The organism is Agrobacterium sp. SORGH_AS_0440 (genome assembly GCF_031453135.1).
Taxonomy (GTDB): domain Bacteria; phylum Pseudomonadota; class Alphaproteobacteria; order Rhizobiales; family Rhizobiaceae; genus Agrobacterium; species Agrobacterium pusense.
In genome coordinates, this window is the sequence record NZ_JAVIYR010000002.1 from 2,723,854 (window position 1) to 2,740,926 (window position 17,073).

Consider the following 17,073-nt stretch of genomic DNA (forward strand, 5'->3'; position numbering starts at 1 on the left):
AATGTCGGGGGAGGGCGTGTTCGCGAATCAGATGCTGTGGGAAGACCGCAGATGACTGAATAATTCACATGCCACGAAGATGAGTGGCCCGAAAATAGCGATTGAACATCGCTGCTGCAAGAGGAAAGCACGAATTCCGCGAAATTTATCGTTACACCGCTCTAACCGAAGGGTTTCACAACCACAAGTATGACGATGAGGATCATCAGCAACGTTGGAACCTCATTCATCAACCGCCAGTGACGGGCAGGCCTGGTATTTTCATCTCGCGCGAACCGTTTCGCACTACGCGTGAAATAAACATGGGTCGCAGTCAAAAGCACGACCATAGCGATTTTTGCGTGCAGCCAGCCACCAGAAAAACCGTAGGCCGACCAGGCGAGATAAAGTCCGAGCGCCCAGCTTATCATCATCGCCGGGTTCATGATGACCTTGATCAGCCGCTGCTCCATCACCTTGAAAGTTTCGGATTGCTGCGAACCTGCCGGCGCATCGGTATGATAGATGAAGAGCCTTGGCAGATAAAAGATCGCCGCCATCCATGAGATCACAGCAATAATGTGAAACGCCTTGATCCAGAGATAGAGATCGGCAGGATCCACGTAAAAGAACAGGGCGACGACTGCGAGGAACACGCCCAGCCCGACGCCAGCCCGCAGGGCGGCCCTGTTTCCTGATCGCGCAGAAGTCTGTTTTTCGTCATTCATGGCACGGTCCCACCCGCACGCACCCGCTCGACCAGCCGGGTGACATTGTCCGGATCAGCCTGCGGCGTGATGCCGTGACCGAGATTGAAGATCAACGGACCCTGCCCAAGGGCCTGCAGCACGGCGTCGATACCATCCTGCAGAGCCCTCCCGCCCGCCACCATCAGCATTGGGTCGAGATTGCCCTGCACGGGCCCTTCCTTCTGCAAATCCGTGGCGAAGCTGAGCGGCACGGACCAATCCAGCCCGATCGCGTCGGCACCGGTCTTACGACGATAGTCCTTGAGAAGATAACCCGCCCCCTTCGCGAAAGCGATTATTTTGGCGGAGGGACGCCGCGCGCGCACCGAAGCAATAATACGGGCAACCGGTTTTACTGCGTAATTCTCGAACTCCTTTTCGCCGAGCACGCCCGCCCAGGAATCGAAGATCTGCACGGCATCGGCCCCCGCATCGATCTGCGCCACGAGATAATCCGCGGAAACCTCAGCGAGAAAAGCCAAAAGCTTTTCCATCGCGGCGGGCTCCCGATAACCGAATAGCCGCGCCGGCGCCTGGTCGGGCGTTCCGTGACCGGCAATCATATAGGTCGCGACCGTCCACGGTGCGCCACAAAAGCCAAGAAGCGTCGTTTCATCCGGCAATGAACTGCGTAGGCGCGACACCGTTTCGAAGACAGGCGAAAGATGCGCCATGACATCAGACGCATCGAGTTCTTCAATACCGCTGACATCGATCGGGTCCATGGCGGGGCCCCTGCCTTCGGTGAAGGACACATTGCGGTGAAGCGCGTCGGGTATCACCAGAATGTCGGAAAAAAGAATCGCTGCATCCAGCCCGAACCTGCGAATAGGCTGAAGCGTCACCTCGGTTGCCAACTCGGGATTATAACAGAGATCCAGGAAACTTCCGGCGCTCTTCCGCGTTTCCCGGTACTCCGGAAGATAGCGTCCAGCCTGACGCATCAGCCATATGGGCGGCGGCGTGACCGTCTTCCCGTTCAAAACAGTCATAACCTTGCGTTCGCTCATCACACCCAACTTCTAAAAAAATAAAATCAAAGAGATTTAAAAGATTTTCTATTTCTTAGAGTCTGTGGGTAGCAAGGATTAAAATCATTCCAGTCGAAATGCCGCAGCCGCATCTTTTCAGCACGGTGGTAGGATAAATTTCGGCAGCGATCTTGAAAAACCTGAAAAAATCGTAATTTATCTCGAATTTTCAATGGATTATATTCTTATTGGAAAGTTCTTGACCTGTGGACAGGCTGTGAATCGGGTTGGACAAGTGTCAACTCTTCCAGCAATTCACAGGCTGCCCGGGGCATGGTGAAAGCCACTTGCGGATTGTGGAAAAACACCACTTTATTCACGGCGCGGTTCGACCCGCAGGCTCGTTCGGACATTTGTCCCGGGTTATCAACAGCGGGAGAAAAACAGCGTGGAGAACAAAAAAAGCTTCTTCCATCTGCACCTGATTTCGGACTCAACAGGTGAGACTCTCATGTCTGCCGGCCGCGCGGTCTCGGCACAGTTTCACGCATCCATGCCGGTGGAACACGTCTATCCGATGATCCGCAACCAGAAGCAGCTTGCGCAGGTCATTGACCTCATCGACAAGGAACCGGGCATTGTCCTCTACACCATCGTCGATCAGCAACTGGCAGAATTCCTGGATTTGCGCTGTCACGCGATCGGCGTGCCCTGTGTCAACGTGCTTGAACCCATTATCGGCATCTTTCAGACTTATCTAGGCGCGCCATCAAGACGGCGGGTCGGTGCGCAACACGCCCTCAATGCGGATTATTTCGCGCGGATCGAAGCGCTCAATTTTGCAATGGATCACGATGACGGACAGATGCCGGAGACCTATGACGAGGCGGATGTCGTTATCATTGGCATCAGCCGCACGTCGAAAACTCCGACCAGCATCTATCTCGCCAACAGGGGTATAAAGGCCGCAAACATTCCGGTTGTGCCCAACGTGCCTTTGCCCGAAAGTCTCTATGCCGCCACCCGGCCTCTGATTGTCGGTCTCGTGGCGACGTCGGATCGCATATCGCAGGTTCGCGAGAACCGCGAACTGGGCGCAACCGGCGGATTTGACAGCCGCCGTTACACGGATCGCGCCACGATCATGGAAGAGCTGAAATATGCGCGTGCGCTCTGCGCCCGCAACAATTGGCCTCTGATTGACGTCACACGCCGTTCCATTGAGGAAACGGCTGCTGCCATCCTTGCCCTTCGCCCGAGGACGCGATAATCCGATCGCACCATCAGGAGCAGACAGCCGATGAAACAAGAGTTGATCCTCGCCTCGTCCAGCGCATCCCGCCAGATGCTGATGCGCAATGCGGGGCTGACATTTTCGGCGATACCAGCGGATATTGATGAGCGCGCGCTCGATGAGCGGCTGGAACGTACGGGCGCCAGCCCGGAGGAAGTCGCACAACAACTCGCGACTGCCAAGGCTCTTGCCGTCGGTTCGCTTCATCCGGACGCACTGGTTCTGGGCTGCGATCAGACCATGGCACTCGGTGCGCGGGTCTATCACAAGCCGAAGACCATGGCCGAGGCAGAAGCACATCTGCTGTCATTGTCCGGTAAGGTTCACCGCTTGAACAGCGCGGCTGTCCTCGTTCGCGGCGGGGAGGTGATATGGAAGGTGGTTTCCAGTGCTGAACTTGCCGTGCGAACATTGAGCCCCGAATTTGTCTCCCGTCACCTCCAGAGAGTGGGTGAAAAAGCTCTAAGCAGCGTGGGTGCCTATCAGCTCGAGGGAGAGGGAATCCAGCTATTCACTTCGATTGAAGGCGATTATTTCACGATCCTCGGCCTGCCGCTTCTGCCGCTTTTATCGAAACTGCGCGACCTGGATGTCATCGATGGCTGATTCACGTGAAACATTAACCATAAAAGCTTTCGTTGTTGGTTACCCGATCAAGCATTCCCGGTCGCCGATCATTCATTCTTACTGGCTCAAGAAATTCGGTATCACCGGTAACTACGAGGCAGTCGAGGTCGCATCGGACGATTTTGCGAATTTCATTGCAACCGTGAAGGAAGGTAAGCCCGGTACGGCCGTGGGCGGCAACGTCACCATCCCTCACAAAGAGGCCGCTTACCGGTTGGCGGATCGTCCTGATGCTCTGGCGGAAGAACTGGGTGCCGCCAACACCATCTGGATGGAGGAGGGTAAACTCCATGCCACCAATACCGATGGTTACGGGTTCGTGTCTAACCTGGATGAGCGGCATCCCGGTTGGGACAAAACGGACCGGGCGGTCGTTTTTGGTGCCGGCGGCGCAAGCCGTGCCGTCATTCAGTCGCTGCGCGACCGGGGCATCGCGGAAATTCACGTCCTGAATAGGACCCTCGAACGTGCTCGCGAACTCGCTGATCGTTTTGGCCCACGCGTCTTTTCCCATCCCCAGGCAGCGCTGCAGGAGGTCATGCAGGGCGCCGGGCTGTTCGTGAATACGACATCGCTCGGTATGGATGGCGCTGAGGCACCGCATCTCGATTTTTCGCAGCTCGCTGCCAAGGCGGTGGTGACCGATATCGTCTACGTGCCATTACGAACACCGATCCTTCAGATGGCGGAAGAGCAGGGTATCACGACCGTCGATGGTCTCGGCATGTTGCTTCATCAGGCAAAACCAGGGTTCAGGCGATGGTTCGGCAAAATGCCGGAGGTGGATGAGACCCTGCGTGCTCTGATCATCGCGGACATGGAGAAACATTGATGATTGTCATCGGTCTCACCGGCTCGATTGGAATGGGAAAAACGACAACCGCGAAATTGTTTGCCGAAGAAGGCGTTCCGGTTCTGGATTCGGACGAGGTCGTTCACGGTCTTTATCGGGCGGAGGCCGTAGGCCAGATCGAGGCAGCTTTTCCGGGCACTACGGTTTCCGGTGTCGTGGACCGGGAAAAACTCGGTGACATCTTGAGAAAGAATCCGGCTAATTTCAGAAGGCTTGAAGAAATCGTCCATCCACTGGTTCGGAAAAAACAGGAAACCTTTCTGTCCGAAGCAAGGAAAAACAGCCGGAAATTTGCGCTTCTGGATATTCCGCTGCTGTTCGAAACGGGTGCGGAAAGCCGTGTCGACAAAGTCGTGGTGGTGAGTTGTGCACCAGAGATCCAGCGCGAGAGAGTCCTGTCACGACCAGGAATGACCGAAGAAAAATTGGAAATGATCCTTGCCCGGCAGATGCCCGATGCGGAGAAGCGTAGACGTGCCGATTTTATCATCGATTCCGGAAATGGTGTCGAAGCGGCCCGGGATCAGGTAAGAGACATTTTGCAGAAGCTGACCGTTGAGTCGCGCCGTGGAGAGATGCATGCGTGAGATCATTTTCGATACGGAAACCACAGGTCTGGAGTCGAAGCTGGACCGGATCATCGAAATCGGCGGCGTGGAACTGATCAACCACTTCCCGACTGGCCGCACCCTGCATCTTTATATCAATCCCGAAGATCGCAAGGTTCATCCCGATGCGCTTGCCGTTCACGGCATTACCGACGAGTTCCTGCAGGATAAGCCCAAATTCGCTGAAGTTGTCGACCAGATTCGGGATTTCTTCGAAGGTGCGCGCTGGGTGGCGCACAATGCAACATTCGATATGGGGTTCATCAACGCGGAATTCGCCCGTCTCGGGATCGAACCGGTCGCCGCTGATCTGGTGACGGATACGCTGTCGCTTGCCCGCCGCAAGCACCCGATGGGACCGAATTCGCTGGACGCGCTTTGCCGCCGTTATGGAATAGACAATTCCCATCGCACCAAGCATGGCGCGCTTCTTGACTCCGAGCTTCTGGCCGAAGTCTATATCGAAATGATCGGCGGCCGCCAGACCGCGCTCGGCTTCGGCTCTGCCGCCAGGCAGGAAACCATTGTCATTGAGGAAGACATTCCGCTGGAGCCCCTGCGACGGCCCCGCCCCCTGCCGTCGCGGCTGGATGCGGAGACGGTCGCCGCCCACGGCAAACTCGTTCTCGGCATGGGGGACAAGGCGATCTGGAACCGGTACCAGAACTGAAGCCTGCTCAGATACTTAAATCGCAAATCTGCGTAAAGAAAAACCCGGGCCAAGAACCCGGGTTTTGTTTGTCTGTAATGGAAGATGGCCGCTGCTTAGTTCGGGACAGCCTGAACCTGAGCTTTTGCCTGTTCCTCGGCAACGCGCTGCGCAAACATCTGCGCAAAATCGATCGGATCGATCATGAGCGGCGGGAAACCGCCGTTGCGGGTAACGTCGGCAATGATCTGGCGGGCGAAGGGGAAGAGCAGGCGCGGGCACTCGATGAAGAGCACCGGCAGCATGTGTTCCTGCGGGAAGCCGGCGATGCGGAAGACACCGCCATAGACCAGCTCGGCCGCAAACAGAACCTTATCGCCATCCTTGGCTTCGGCATTCAGTGTCAGCACGACATCAAAATCCGAACCGGAAATCGGATTAGCATTGACGTTGACATTGATGTTGATCGACGGCGCATTCTCACGGGCCTGCAGCGAACGAGGAGCACCCGGATTTTCAAAGGAAAGGTCCTTGATGTACTGGGCAAGAATGTTGAGAGAAGGGCTAGCTGCGCCCTGTGCGCCATTTTCAGCGGTCATTACGGTTCCTCGCGGCGTGAATTCGTGGAAGGCGGTCTATCATTTCGACTCCGGGCTTACAACCCTTCGTAATCGGGTCGTCGACATGCGTTCGACGCGGCGTCAGGGCTTGGGCAGGTCGCGATCATCGGGCCTGTTCGACCAGGGAGAGTCTTTCGGCCCGTCGCGGTGAAACTCCTCTTCATCCAGATCCACCACCTTCGAATTGCCATGAGATCCCGGGCCATTGCTGAAACCGGAATAATCGCCCGGCCGGGCGCCGGGCTGTCTGAATGAACCAGTCACGACGACGCGCGGTCCGAAGGCTTTCCAGAAAAACCGGCGAATGGCCGGCGACAGAAGCAGGAGGCCGAGAATGTCGGTGATGAAACCCGGAATGAACAACAGGATGCCCGCCACGACGCGCATCGCGCCATTGACGAGTTCGTCCGCAGGCTGTGCGCCCGTGCGGCCCGCATCCTGAAGATTTCTCACCATGCCGAGACCGCCCAGGCGCAATATGAGCAATCCCAGGAAAGACGTGAACAGGACGAGAGCCAGTGTCAGCCACAGGCCTATTGCCTTGCCGACAATAATGAAACCGGCAATTTCAAGGATGGGCATCATCAGCACGATGATGGGGAGAAAGGAAAAACGCATCTTCTAGCCTTGCGTGTGCATCTCTGGCAGATTGCCGGTTCCCGGGACACCGATGATTGAATCTGCATATTTGAATGATGGTAAGATGCAGACTATATGATGGTGTGGTTTTCGAATTTAAATGGCGGTTTTGGTAAAAGATGGGCTTCAGCGACTTTATCACATTGTTTTTTCTCGTTGCAGCGGTGCTGATCTTCTTTCAGCTGCGCAGCGTCCTTGGCCGTCGCACGGGCAATGAAAAGCCGCCTTTTGATCCTTATAGCCCGCGCGATGTCGCGAAGGGTCCCGTCACGGATGATAACAAGGTCGTGACACTGCCGAAGCGCGCCGAGGCGGAAGATGAAAACCGCTTCGCCGAGGTGGATGCACTGGCGCCTGCAGACAGCGCACTCAATGCCTCCCTGCGTGAGGTGATGACGAAGGATCCGTCCTTCCGCCCGAAGGAATTCCTGAACGGCGCCCGCATGGCCTACGAGATGATCGTGATGGGTTTTGCCGATGGCGACCGCAAGACGCTCAAGAACCTGCTATCCAAAGAGGTGTTTGAAGGTTTCGACGCAGCGATTTCCGAAAGGGAAGGCCGCGGCGAGGTCGTGAAATCGACTTTTGTTGGCATAGAGAAAGCCGATATCACCCAGGCGGGTATTCGCGATTCCGAGGTGCAGATAACGCTCCGGATCGTCAGCCAGCTCATCTCGGCGACCTATGACAAGGATGGCAAGCTGGTCGATGGTGATCCGGATGCGGTTGCGGAGGTGGATGACATCTGGACCTTCTCGCGCGATATCCGCTCACGCGATCCGAACTGGAAGCTGATCGCCACCGAATCCGAGCAATGACCGCGCCCTTTTCGATCGAAGAAGTTTCTTTCAGCGACCTGCCCGGGTGGCGGCAAGACGATCCCGCTAGCCTTTTTCCGGCGATGACCGCAATTCTGTCGCATCTTCGGAGCGCAAAACCCTATCGCACCGGCGCACTCGGCGTCACGGCGGCGGAACTGGTTTCGCTGCTGGAGGTCGCTGAGAAATGCGAGACAGACAGTCCCGAACAGGCACGCCGGTTCTTTGAAACCAACTGTGTTCCTTTCAGGATTTTTCCGTCGCAGGGAAAAAGCGGTTTTGTGACCGCCTTCTACGAGCCTGAACTGGAAGTCTCGTCTGAACCTGACGACATCTGGCGTTATCCCATTTACCGCCGACCACCCGAATTGGTGGATATCGACGATACCAATCGGCCCGTCGGCTTCGATACATCCTATGCTTTCGGCAGGCAGGATGAAGACGGGATTTCCTGTTTCCCCGATCGCCGCGCGATCGATGAAGGCTATCTGGAGGGCAGGGGGCTTGAGATCGCCTGGGCGAAATCGAAGGTCGATCTGTTTTTTGCCCATGTGCAGGGCGCGGCACGTCTGGTTTTTCCCGATGGTGCGATAAAGCGCATTACCTATGCGGCCAAGGCAGGCCATGCTTTTTCACCGATCGGACGTCTGCTTCTCGATCGCGGAGAACTCGATCCGAAAACCGTGTCGATGCAGACGATCCGCAAGTGGCTCGCTGACCATCCCGATCAGGTGGATGGAGTACTATGGCATAACCGCTCCTACATTTTTTTCCGGGAGGCGGATGTTGCCGACGAGGATATGGGACCGGTCGCCGCCGCAAAAGTACCGCTCGTCGCTGGGCGCTCGCTTGCTGTGGACAGGCTCATCCACACGTTCGGGCTTCCCTTCTTCATCCATTCGCCGTCGCTTACCCATCTCGATGATGGAAAGCCTTTTGCGCGGCTGATGCTGGCGCTCGATACCGGGTCGGCCATCATTGGCCCCGCCCGCGGCGATATCTTTACCGGTTCGGGTTTCGAAGCCGGAGAACTTGCCGGCACGGTGCGCAATGAGGCAGATTTTTATATACTGGTACCGCGGGTTGCTGCGCAGAGGTATCGGCGATGAAGAACAGTCGCAAGCTCGGCAAGGAAGAACGCGTTCTGTGGGGAAAGGTCGCAAAAACCACACGGCCGATCTCCGGCAGGCTCGAAGACTTGCTGGCTTTCGATGACGTGGAGGACCCTGCGGGGGAACCAGATGTTTCTCTGACCGGTAAAAGCACCTTTCCGCGCATGCTTGCGGAGCCGGCTGAGCCGCCCCCTCCAGCTCCGGATAAAAAGCCGAAAATCCACCAGCCGATGGAAAAACCGGTCAAGCGTAAGCTGACCCGCGGCCGCCTGCCATTGGAAGGACGGATCGATCTGCACGGCATGTTCCAGAGTGAGGCCCACGCCGTACTGCTCGATTTTCTGTTGCGCGCACATGAGCGGGGTCTAAGACATGTGCTGGTCATTACCGGCAAAGGTCGATCGATTGGCAGTGACGGGGCTTTGAAAAGGGCGGTGCCCATGTGGTTTTCCAAACCCGAATATCGCCACCTGATTTCCTCCTATGAGGATGCGTCGGCCAATCACGGCGGCGATGGCGCGCTTTATGTGCGGCTTTCGCGCCGGCGAGGCGAAAAGTCATGACGCCCTTTGCGCTGGCCGTGCGGCAGCTTCGTGAGCGCAAGGGTGTGACGCAGAAGCAAATGGCCGCCGCCATCGGCGTCTCGCCGGCATACCTTTCAGCGCTTGAGCATGGCAAGCGCGGCAAGCCGAGCTTCGATCTCCTCCAGCGCATTGCCGGATATTTCAACATCATCTGGGACGAGGCCGAGGAACTGTTCTTCCTTGCCGGCTCATCCGACCCGAAGGTGGTGATCGACACAGTCGGCCTGCCGCCGCAATATACGGCTTTCGCCAACCGGCTGGCACGGGATATTCGCAAGCTGCCGCCGAGTGTGGTAGAGGAACTGTCAGCCGTGCTGCAAAAAAGCCGTTCTTGCGATTGAAACCCCTCTATCCCCTGCTTTATGCAGCATCCTGAAGCATGCGGCCTTTGGGATTGGGTATAGAATTTCTATAGTCGCATGTCGGATTTGAGTGATTCGCTGGCTTCAGGCCCTCTCACTGGAAACCTGGCCAGGAAAACTTTGGAAAGAGTACTTATGACCGAAACATCGTCAAGCGAAGTCGGCGCGAACGCGGAATATGGAGCCGATTCGATCAAGGTCCTCAAGGGCCTTGATGCCGTGCGCAAACGGCCCGGCATGTATATCGGCGATACCGATGACGGTTCCGGCCTGCATCACATGGTCTACGAAGTCGTCGACAACGCCATCGATGAGGCGCTTGCGGGCCACGCCGACCTGGTGACGGTGACCCTGAATGCCGACGGCTCCGTGACGGTGACCGATAACGGACGCGGCATTCCGACTGACATCCATTCCTCCGAGGGCGTTTCTGCCGCCGAGGTCATCATGACCCAGCTGCATGCGGGCGGGAAGTTCGACCAGAATTCTTACAAGGTGTCGGGCGGTCTGCACGGTGTCGGCGTTTCGGTGGTCAACGCGCTCTCCGTCTGGCTGAAGCTCCGCATTCGCCGCAATGGCAAGGTGCACGAGATTGGCTTTACCCATGGTGTCGCCGACGCGCCGCTTTCCGTTATCGGCGAATATGAAGGCCGTTCGGGCACGGAAGTCACCTTCCTGGCAAGCCCTGAAACCTTCACCATGACCGACTATGATTATGGAACGCTGGAGCATCGCCTGCGCGAACTCGCATTCCTTAACTCCGGCGTGCGCATCCTGCTTACCGACAAGCGCCATTCCGACGTCAAGCAGGAAGAACTGCTGTATGATGGTGGCCTCGAGGCCTTCGTCCGTTATCTCGACCGCGCCAAGAAGCCGCTGGTTGATAAGCCGGTCGCCATCAAGGGTGAAAAGGATGGCATTACGGTCGAGGTCGCACTCTGGTGGAACGATAGCTACCACGAGAACGTGCTTTGCTTCACCAACAACATTCCGCAGCGCGATGGTGGCACCCATATGGCAGGTTTCCGCGCGGCTCTGACCCGCCAGGTCACCTCCTATGCCGAAACCTCCGGCATCCTGAAAAAGGAAAAGGTAAGCCTTCAGGGCGAGGACTGCCGTGAAGGTCTGACGGCCATCCTTTCCGTCAAGGTGCCAGACCCCAAGTTTTCCTCGCAGACGAAAGACAAGCTTGTGTCGTCTGAAGTGCGTCCGGTTGTCGAAAGCCTCGTCAACGAAGCACTCTCCACTTGGCTCGAAGAACATCCATCCGACGCGAGAATCCTCGTTGGCAAGGTGGTTGAAGCCGCTGTCGCCCGAGAAGCCGCCCGCAAGGCGCGCGAATTGACACGCCGCAAAGGAGCGCTCGATATTGCCTCTCTGCCCGGCAAGCTCGCCGACTGCTCCGAGCGCGATCCGGCAAAATCAGAACTGTTCCTCGTCGAGGGTGACTCCGCCGGCGGTTCGGCCAAGCAGGGCCGCTCGCGCGAAACCCAGGCGATCCTGCCGCTACGCGGCAAGATCCTCAATGTCGAACGCGCCCGTTTCGACAAGATGTTGTCCAGCCAGGAAATCGGCACGCTGATTACGGCGCTCGGCACCTCCATCGGCAAGGACGAGTTCAACGCCGATAAGCTGCGTTACCATAAGATCATCATCATGACGGATGCTGACGTCGATGGCGCCCACATCCGTACACTGCTATTGACCTTCTTCTTCCGCCAGATGCCGGAACTGATCGAACGCGGCCATCTCTATATCGCCCAGCCGCCGCTTTATAAGGTGACGCGCGGTAAATCCGTTCAGTACCTGAAGGACGAGAAAGCTCTGGAAGAGTACCTGATTTCCATGGGTATCGAGGAAGCATCTTTGACGCTCGGCTCTGGCGAAGTGCGTGTTGGCGCCGATCTTCGCGAAGTCATTCTGGATGCGCTGCGCATGCGCTCGCTGATCGACGGGCTGCATTCCCGTTACAGCCGCTCCATCGTGGAGCAGGCGGCCATTGCCGGCGCACTCAACCCCGAGCTTTCCGCCGACGCAGCGCGTGCGGAGGAAACTGTTGCCGAAGTGGCCCGGCGTCTCGACATGATTGCTGAAGAGACCGAACGCGGCTGGTCCGGCACTGTGCTGCAAGACGGCGGTTTGCGCTTCGAACGCATGGTGCGCGGCGTCAAGGAAGTCTCGACGCTGGATATGGGCCTGCTTGGTTCGGCCGATGCCCGGCATATTGATCAGCTTGCAGCCCGCACGCGTGATATCTACGCCACGCCGCCGGTTCTGCAACGCAAGGATGGCACGATGGAGCTGGCCGGCCCGCGCGCGCTTCTGGATGCGATTTTCGCTGCCGGACGCAAGGGTCTCTCCATGCAGCGCTACAAGGGTCTTGGCGAAATGAATGCCGAGCAGCTTTGGGAAACCACACTCGATGCCAACGTTCGCTCGCTGCTGCAGGTAAGAGTAAGTGACGCGACTGATGCTGACGGCCTGTTTGCCCGCCTCATGGGTGACGAAGTCGAACCACGCCGCGACTTCATCCAGGAAAATGCACTCAGCGTCGCTAACCTGGATATTTAAATTTTGGGAATGTTTCGCGTAACGATTCACGTGAAACGAAACTTTAACAAAAGGCCCGGCGGTAATCTCCGCCGGGCCTTTTGATTTTGTGCGGATAATGGAGATCAGTCAGCCTTGCCGGTGAAGCGACCTTCAAAGGCAACATCGGAAAGGGGCAGGCGTTTGCTTGGCACCTCCCGTTCCGCCAGATCATCAGGAAGAACGGACTTGTCGGTGAGCGTGCCGATGGCGACCCCTGCCTCCACCTTGTAGCCTTCCGGTATATTCAGTTTTTCGACGATCTTGTCCTTGAATATGCCGGCCATGCCGTGCGCGTGGTAACCGAGCAGGTGCGCCTGCATGGCAAGTGAAAACCAGGCGGCGCCGGCATCGAAGGAATGGGTTGCTGACGGTTTCTTCTCGCCGTCATGCGAGATATTGTGGTCCCGGGAAATGACGAAAAGCAGTACTGAGGCGTTTTTTGCCCAGCGCTGGTTTCCCTCCATCAGCAGTTCCACGAAGAGCGGCCAGTCTTTACTATCCTTGTGTGCATAGACAAACCGCCACGGCTGATGATTGGAGGCGGAGGGCGCCCAGTGCGCCGCATCCAGAATGGTCATCAGATGCTGCGCCGGCATGGCGCGACCATCGAAGGCGCGCGGAGACCAGCGATCGAGGAAGAGGGGATCAACGGGGTATTCTGATTGCCGGTTATTGCTGTTCGTCACGGGCCATGTCCTTTTGATTGACGGGAAGGAAAAGGTATTTTTCGAAACTCGGCGCAGTCAAGGGGTGACAACTATGAATGCATCGTTCATATATGCATCACCTTGTCTGACAACCGGGAGAGAGTTCCATGAAATTGATGCGTGTCGGCCAGCCCGGCCAGGAAAAACCTGCAATCCTCGACGCGGAAGGAAAAGTCCGCGATCTGTCCGCCCATGTCAAAGATATCGGCGGCGAAGCCATTTCTCCCGAGGGCCTCAAGAAGATCGCCGCGATCGATGTCGGCACACTTCCGGTGCTGAACGAAGAGCGCATCGGCGCCTGCGTTGCGGGAACGGGCAAATTCATCTGCATCGGCCTTAACTTCTCCGACCATGCCGCTGAAACGGGTGCCACCGTACCGCCGGAACCGGTCATTTTCATGAAGGCCACCTCGGCCATCGTTGGTCCGAATGACAATGTCGTCATCCCGCGCGGTTCGGAAAAGACCGACTGGGAAGTCGAGCTTGGCGTCGTCATCGGCAAGACCGCCAAATATGTCTCCGAAGCGGATGCTCTCGATTATGTCGCCGGTTATTGCGTTTCGCACGATGTTTCCGAGCGCGCCTTCCAGACGGAGCGCGCCGGTCAGTGGACCAAGGGCAAGTCCTGCGACACTTTCGGCCCCATCGGCCCGTGGCTGGTGACGAAGGACGAAATCACCGATCCGCAGAACCTCGGAATGTGGCTGAAGGTCAACGGCCAGACCATGCAGGACGGTTCCAGCAAGACGATGGTTTACGGCGTGGCCCACGTTGTCTCCTATCTCAGCCAGTTCATGTCGCTGCACCCCGGCGATGTCATTTCCACCGGCACGCCTCCCGGCGTCGGCATGGGCCTGAAGCCGCCGCGTTACCTGAAGGCTGGCGATGTCGTGGAACTCGGTATCGAGGGTCTCGGTTCCCAGAAGCAGACCTTCGTCGCCGACATCTGATTATACGGCGTTCAACGGAAAGTGAGGCGCTGGCGGGAAACCGCCGGCGCCTTAAATTTTGTGCACCTGCGAAAAGCTGCTATGGTTGAAAAAAAGAGCGTGATCGCGAGGGAGGCGTCATCAGTGTTCTACCATCTCTATGAAATGAACCATGCGGCCATGGCGCCGCTGCGTGCCGGTGCCGATATGATGCGCCAGGCCTGCAACAATCCTCTTAATCCGCTGTCCAGTACGGCCTTCGGCAGAAGCCTCGATGCCAGTTTCGAGGTTTTCGAACGGCTGACGCGCCGTTATGCGAAGCCGGAATTCGGTCTCGGCAACACGATTGTCGATGGCCAGAGCATAAATGTTGCTCAAGAGGTCGTCTGGTCTCGTCCGTTTTGCAATCTTCTTCATTTCGAAAGAAAGTTCGATGCGCCCCGTCAGTCCGATCCGAAGATACTGCTGGTGGCTCCGATGTCCGGTCACTACGCCACCCTGTTGCGGGGGACAGTGGAGGCCCTGCTGCCATCTGCGGATATCTATATCACCGATTGGGCCGATGCCCGTACGGTGCCGGTGAGCGAAGGAACTTTCGATCTCGACGATTATATCAGCTATATCATCGAGATGCTGCGCGAGATCGGGCCGGGCGCACATGTGGTTGCTGTCTGCCAGCCGTCCGTGCCTGTTTTGGCTGCCGTTTCCCTGATGGAGGCGGATGGTGACGCGTTTGCACCCGCTTCCATGACGCTGATGGGCGGGCCGATCGATACGCGCATCAACCCCACCGCCGTCAACGGTCTCGCCAAGGCCAAGCCGATCGAATGGTTCCGCGACAATGTCGTCATGCAGGTGCCGTGGCCGCAGCCAGCCTTCGGCCGAAACGTCTATCCGGGCTTCCTGCAGCTGTCGGGTTTCATGTCCATGAACCTCGACAGGCACATGACGGCGCACAAGGATTTTTACCTCAACCTGGTCAAGAATGACGGCGACTCCGCCGAAAAACACCGCGAATTTTACGATGAATATCTGGCCGTCATGGACCTGACGGCGGAATTTTATCTGCAGACGGTGGAAACCGTCTTCATCGACCATGCGCTTCCGAAGGGAAACATGCTGCATCGGGGCTGGGCGGTCGATCCCGCGGCCATCCGCAAGGTCGCATTATTCACTGTCGAAGGGGAGAATGACGATATTTCCGGCGTCGGCCAGACAAGGGCAGCGCACGATCTCTGCCGCAACATCCCTGAAGATAAACGCGCGCACTACATGCAGCCGGATGTAGGGCATTACGGTGTCTTCAACGGTTCGCGCTTCCGCAAGGAAATCGTGCCGCGTATGCTGGATTTCATTGCCAAACACAAGACGACCTAACGGCAGAACGGTAGGTGACGCCGCGCATTTGCGTGGCCAAGGGATGGACGAATCGGTTATGAAGGCTTCATGTTTTCGCTCCTCAGAAAATCCCTGAAGTCCCCGGCGCCAAAGAAGGTCGTGCCGAGCCAGCGCACCGTCTCGGTGGCAGGCCGGCAGGTGCCGATCACGGTCAGGGAGAACCCGCGGGCGACGCGCATTACCTTGCGCATCGAGCCGGGCGGCCGGGCGCTGAAGCTGACGATCCCGATGGGTCTGCATCATCGCCAGGTGGATGATTTTCTCGAGAGACATCAGGGCTGGCTGGAAGGCAAACTTCCGAAGTTCAGTCCTGATGACGGTCTGCGTTCCGGCACGACCATCGATATCAGGGGCATAGCCCACCGTATTGACCATACGGGCAGCCTGCGCGGCCTGACGCACGTCGTGAAAGACGCCGATGGCGCGCCCGTTCTCAAAGTCAGCGGCGCGCCCGAGCATCTGAGACGGCGGATAGCGGCCTTCCTGAAAAAGGAGGCGAAGGCCGACCTCGAGCGGCTTGTGGCCGTTCATGCCAGAGCGGCCGGCCGGCCGGTGCGATCGATCAGCATGAAGGATACACGCAGCCGCTGGGGTTCCTGTTCCCATGATGGTAATCTGAGCTTTTCCTGGCGCATAGTCATGGCTCCGGAAAAGGTCATCGATTATCTCGCCGCCCACGAGGTCGCGCATTTGAGGGAAATGAACCACGGACCGAAATTCTGGGCTTTGTGCGAAAAACTCTGCCCGCACACCGATGAAGCCAAGGACTGGCTGAAACGTAATGGCTCCAAACTCCACGCCATCGATTTCGATTGAAACTTAGGGCGTCAATCGCCATCTGGATTCACGTGAAACATTCCATCAATAACGGATGCGATTTGGCTCGACTCTCGTCGCATTTCGTGTCAGGTCGCGGATATGAAACCGGATATCAAGATTTGCGGATTGAAGACACCGGAAGCGCTGGAGCGCGCCATCAGGCGCGGCGCGTCGCATGTCGGTTTTATTTTCTTTGAAAAAAGTCCACGCAACATCGAGCCCGATTTAGCCGGTAAGCTTGCCGAAGCCGCCCGTGGCGCAGCCAAGGTGGTCGCCGTCACCGTCAATGCCGATAATGATTATCTCGATGAAATCGTCGATCTCGTAAAACCTGACATTCTGCAGCTGCACGGCAGTGAAAGCCCGGAGCGGCTGTTGACCATCAAGGCGCTTTACGGCCTGCCGGTCATGAAGGCGATTTCCATTCGCGATGCCGCTGATCTTGCTAAAATTGGTCCTTATAACGGGATAGCCGATCGTTTTCTGCTGGATGCCAAGGCGCCCGCTGGTTCGGAGCTTCCGGGCGGCAACGGTGTTTCCTTCGACTGGACCATCCTGCGCTCCCTTGACGGAAGCATCGATTACATGCTTTCCGGGGGACTGAACAAGGACAATGTCGCCGAGGCTCTGGCAGAAACCCGGGCGAGCGGACTAGATTTGTCATCTGGCGTCGAAAGCGCGCCGGGCGTCAAGGATCTGTCCATGATCGACGCTTTTTTCGATGTGGTGAATGATTGGTCGAAAGGCCCAAAGGGAGCTTGAA

The 17,073-nt window shown here is 57.2% G+C and carries 19 protein-coding genes; 14 read left to right on the plus strand and 5 right to left on the minus strand.

Features of this window, described 5'->3' with window-relative positions; genetic code table 11:
* Positions 1 to 161: 161 nt before the first annotated feature.
* Together hemJ and hemE are read right to left on the minus strand one after the other, a co-directional pair.
* Positions 162 to 707 (minus strand): protoporphyrinogen oxidase HemJ, encoded by a 546-nt coding sequence (hemJ, locus tag QE453_RS22470; RefSeq protein WP_004444238.1) that lies wholly within the window; start codon positions 705 to 707, stop codon positions 162 to 164.
* Positions 704 to 1,738, minus strand: coding sequence for a uroporphyrinogen decarboxylase (hemE, locus tag QE453_RS22475; RefSeq protein WP_044459682.1), 1,035 nt, complete (start codon positions 1,736 to 1,738; stop codon positions 704 to 706). Before hemE ends, hemJ begins: the two co-directional genes overlap by 4 nt.
* A 409-nt stretch (positions 1,739 to 2,147) precedes the next feature.
* On the opposite strand from hemE, the gene QE453_RS22480 reads away from it, so the two are divergent.
* From QE453_RS22480 to dnaQ, 5 genes are read left to right on the plus strand one after another with little or no spacing between them, the layout of a single operon-like run.
* Positions 2,148 to 2,969: a pyruvate, water dikinase regulatory protein gene (locus tag QE453_RS22480; RefSeq protein WP_077987159.1), complete on the plus strand. Its 822-nt coding sequence runs from the start codon at positions 2,148 to 2,150 to the stop codon at positions 2,967 to 2,969.
* Positions 2,970 to 2,999: 30 nt separating this feature from the next.
* Positions 3,000 to 3,599 carry a Maf-like protein gene (locus QE453_RS22485; protein WP_153776871.1) on the plus strand — a complete coding sequence of 200 codons (600 nt, stop codon included), beginning with the start codon at positions 3,000 to 3,002 and terminating at the stop codon, positions 3,597 to 3,599.
* The gene (locus QE453_RS22490; RefSeq protein ID WP_309778081.1) at positions 3,592 to 4,452 is read left to right on the plus strand and encodes a shikimate dehydrogenase; all 861 of its coding nucleotides are present in this window, start codon (positions 3,592 to 3,594) and stop codon (positions 4,450 to 4,452) included. The genes QE453_RS22485 and QE453_RS22490 overlap by 8 nt, the downstream gene beginning before the upstream one ends.
* Positions 4,452 to 5,060, plus strand: coding sequence for a dephospho-CoA kinase (gene coaE, locus QE453_RS22495; RefSeq protein WP_044459679.1), 609 nt, complete (start codon positions 4,452 to 4,454; stop codon positions 5,058 to 5,060). The genes QE453_RS22490 and coaE overlap by 1 nt, the downstream gene beginning before the upstream one ends.
* Positions 5,053 to 5,751, plus strand: coding sequence for a DNA polymerase III subunit epsilon (dnaQ, locus tag QE453_RS22500; protein ID WP_004444252.1), 699 nt, complete (start codon positions 5,053 to 5,055; stop codon positions 5,749 to 5,751). Before coaE ends, dnaQ begins: the two co-directional genes overlap by 8 nt.
* A 95-nt stretch (positions 5,752 to 5,846) precedes the next feature.
* Here dnaQ and secB read toward each other — a convergent pair whose 3' ends face one another.
* Positions 5,847 to 6,329: a protein-export chaperone SecB gene (gene secB / locus QE453_RS22505; RefSeq protein WP_022555303.1), complete on the minus strand. Its 483-nt coding sequence runs from the start codon at positions 6,327 to 6,329 to the stop codon at positions 5,847 to 5,849.
* Positions 6,330 to 6,431: 102 nt separating this feature from the next.
* Entirely contained in the window at positions 6,432 to 6,968 is a 537-nt protein-coding gene (locus QE453_RS22510) for an FxsA family protein (protein WP_113381975.1), read from the minus strand.
* 140 nt (positions 6,969 to 7,108) lie between these two features.
* On the opposite strand from QE453_RS22510, the gene QE453_RS22515 reads away from it, so the two are divergent.
* From QE453_RS22515 to gyrB, 5 genes are all read left to right on the plus strand, one after another.
* Positions 7,109 to 7,807: a Tim44/TimA family putative adaptor protein gene (locus QE453_RS22515; protein WP_004444258.1), complete on the plus strand. Its 699-nt coding sequence runs from the start codon at positions 7,109 to 7,111 to the stop codon at positions 7,805 to 7,807.
* Entirely contained in the window at positions 7,804 to 8,916 is a 1,113-nt protein-coding gene (locus tag QE453_RS22520; RefSeq protein ID WP_113381974.1) for a murein transglycosylase A, read from the plus strand. The genes QE453_RS22515 and QE453_RS22520 overlap by 4 nt, the downstream gene beginning before the upstream one ends.
* Positions 8,913 to 9,482, plus strand: a complete 570-nt coding sequence (locus QE453_RS22525; RefSeq protein WP_022555306.1) for a Smr/MutS family protein — start codon at positions 8,913 to 8,915, stop codon at positions 9,480 to 9,482. The genes QE453_RS22520 and QE453_RS22525 overlap by 4 nt, the downstream gene beginning before the upstream one ends.
* The gene (locus QE453_RS22530; RefSeq protein ID WP_004444265.1) at positions 9,479 to 9,844 is read left to right on the plus strand and encodes a helix-turn-helix domain-containing protein; all 366 of its coding nucleotides are present in this window, start codon (positions 9,479 to 9,481) and stop codon (positions 9,842 to 9,844) included. The genes QE453_RS22525 and QE453_RS22530 overlap by 4 nt, the downstream gene beginning before the upstream one ends.
* Before the next feature lie 156 nt (positions 9,845 to 10,000).
* Positions 10,001 to 12,436: a DNA topoisomerase (ATP-hydrolyzing) subunit B gene (gene gyrB, locus QE453_RS22535; RefSeq protein WP_004444267.1), complete on the plus strand. Its 2,436-nt coding sequence runs from the start codon at positions 10,001 to 10,003 to the stop codon at positions 12,434 to 12,436.
* A 104-nt stretch (positions 12,437 to 12,540) separates the two neighbouring features.
* Here gyrB and QE453_RS22540 read toward each other — a convergent pair whose 3' ends face one another.
* Entirely contained in the window at positions 12,541 to 13,143 is a 603-nt protein-coding gene (locus QE453_RS22540; protein WP_309778085.1) for a nitroreductase family protein, read from the minus strand.
* A gap of 128 nt (positions 13,144 to 13,271) precedes the next feature.
* Here QE453_RS22540 and QE453_RS22545 point away from each other — a divergent pair, with 128 nt between their 5' ends.
* From QE453_RS22545 to QE453_RS22560, 4 genes are all read left to right on the plus strand, one after another.
* On the plus strand, positions 13,272 to 14,114 hold the full coding sequence (locus QE453_RS22545; protein WP_022555308.1) for a fumarylacetoacetate hydrolase family protein: 843 nt from the start codon (positions 13,272 to 13,274) through the stop codon (positions 14,112 to 14,114).
* A gap of 123 nt (positions 14,115 to 14,237) precedes the next feature.
* On the plus strand, positions 14,238 to 15,470 hold the full coding sequence (locus QE453_RS22550) for a polyhydroxyalkanoate depolymerase (protein ID WP_309778089.1): 1,233 nt from the start codon (positions 14,238 to 14,240) through the stop codon (positions 15,468 to 15,470).
* Positions 15,471 to 15,539: 69 nt separating this feature from the next.
* Positions 15,540 to 16,307, plus strand: a complete 768-nt coding sequence (locus QE453_RS22555) for a M48 family metallopeptidase (protein ID WP_184288748.1) — start codon at positions 15,540 to 15,542, stop codon at positions 16,305 to 16,307.
* Positions 16,308 to 16,409: 102 nt separating this feature from the next.
* Complete coding sequence (locus tag QE453_RS22560; RefSeq protein WP_004444276.1) at positions 16,410 to 17,072, plus strand: phosphoribosylanthranilate isomerase; 663 nt, start codon at positions 16,410 to 16,412, stop codon at positions 17,070 to 17,072.
* Position 17,073 lies beyond the last annotated feature (1 nt).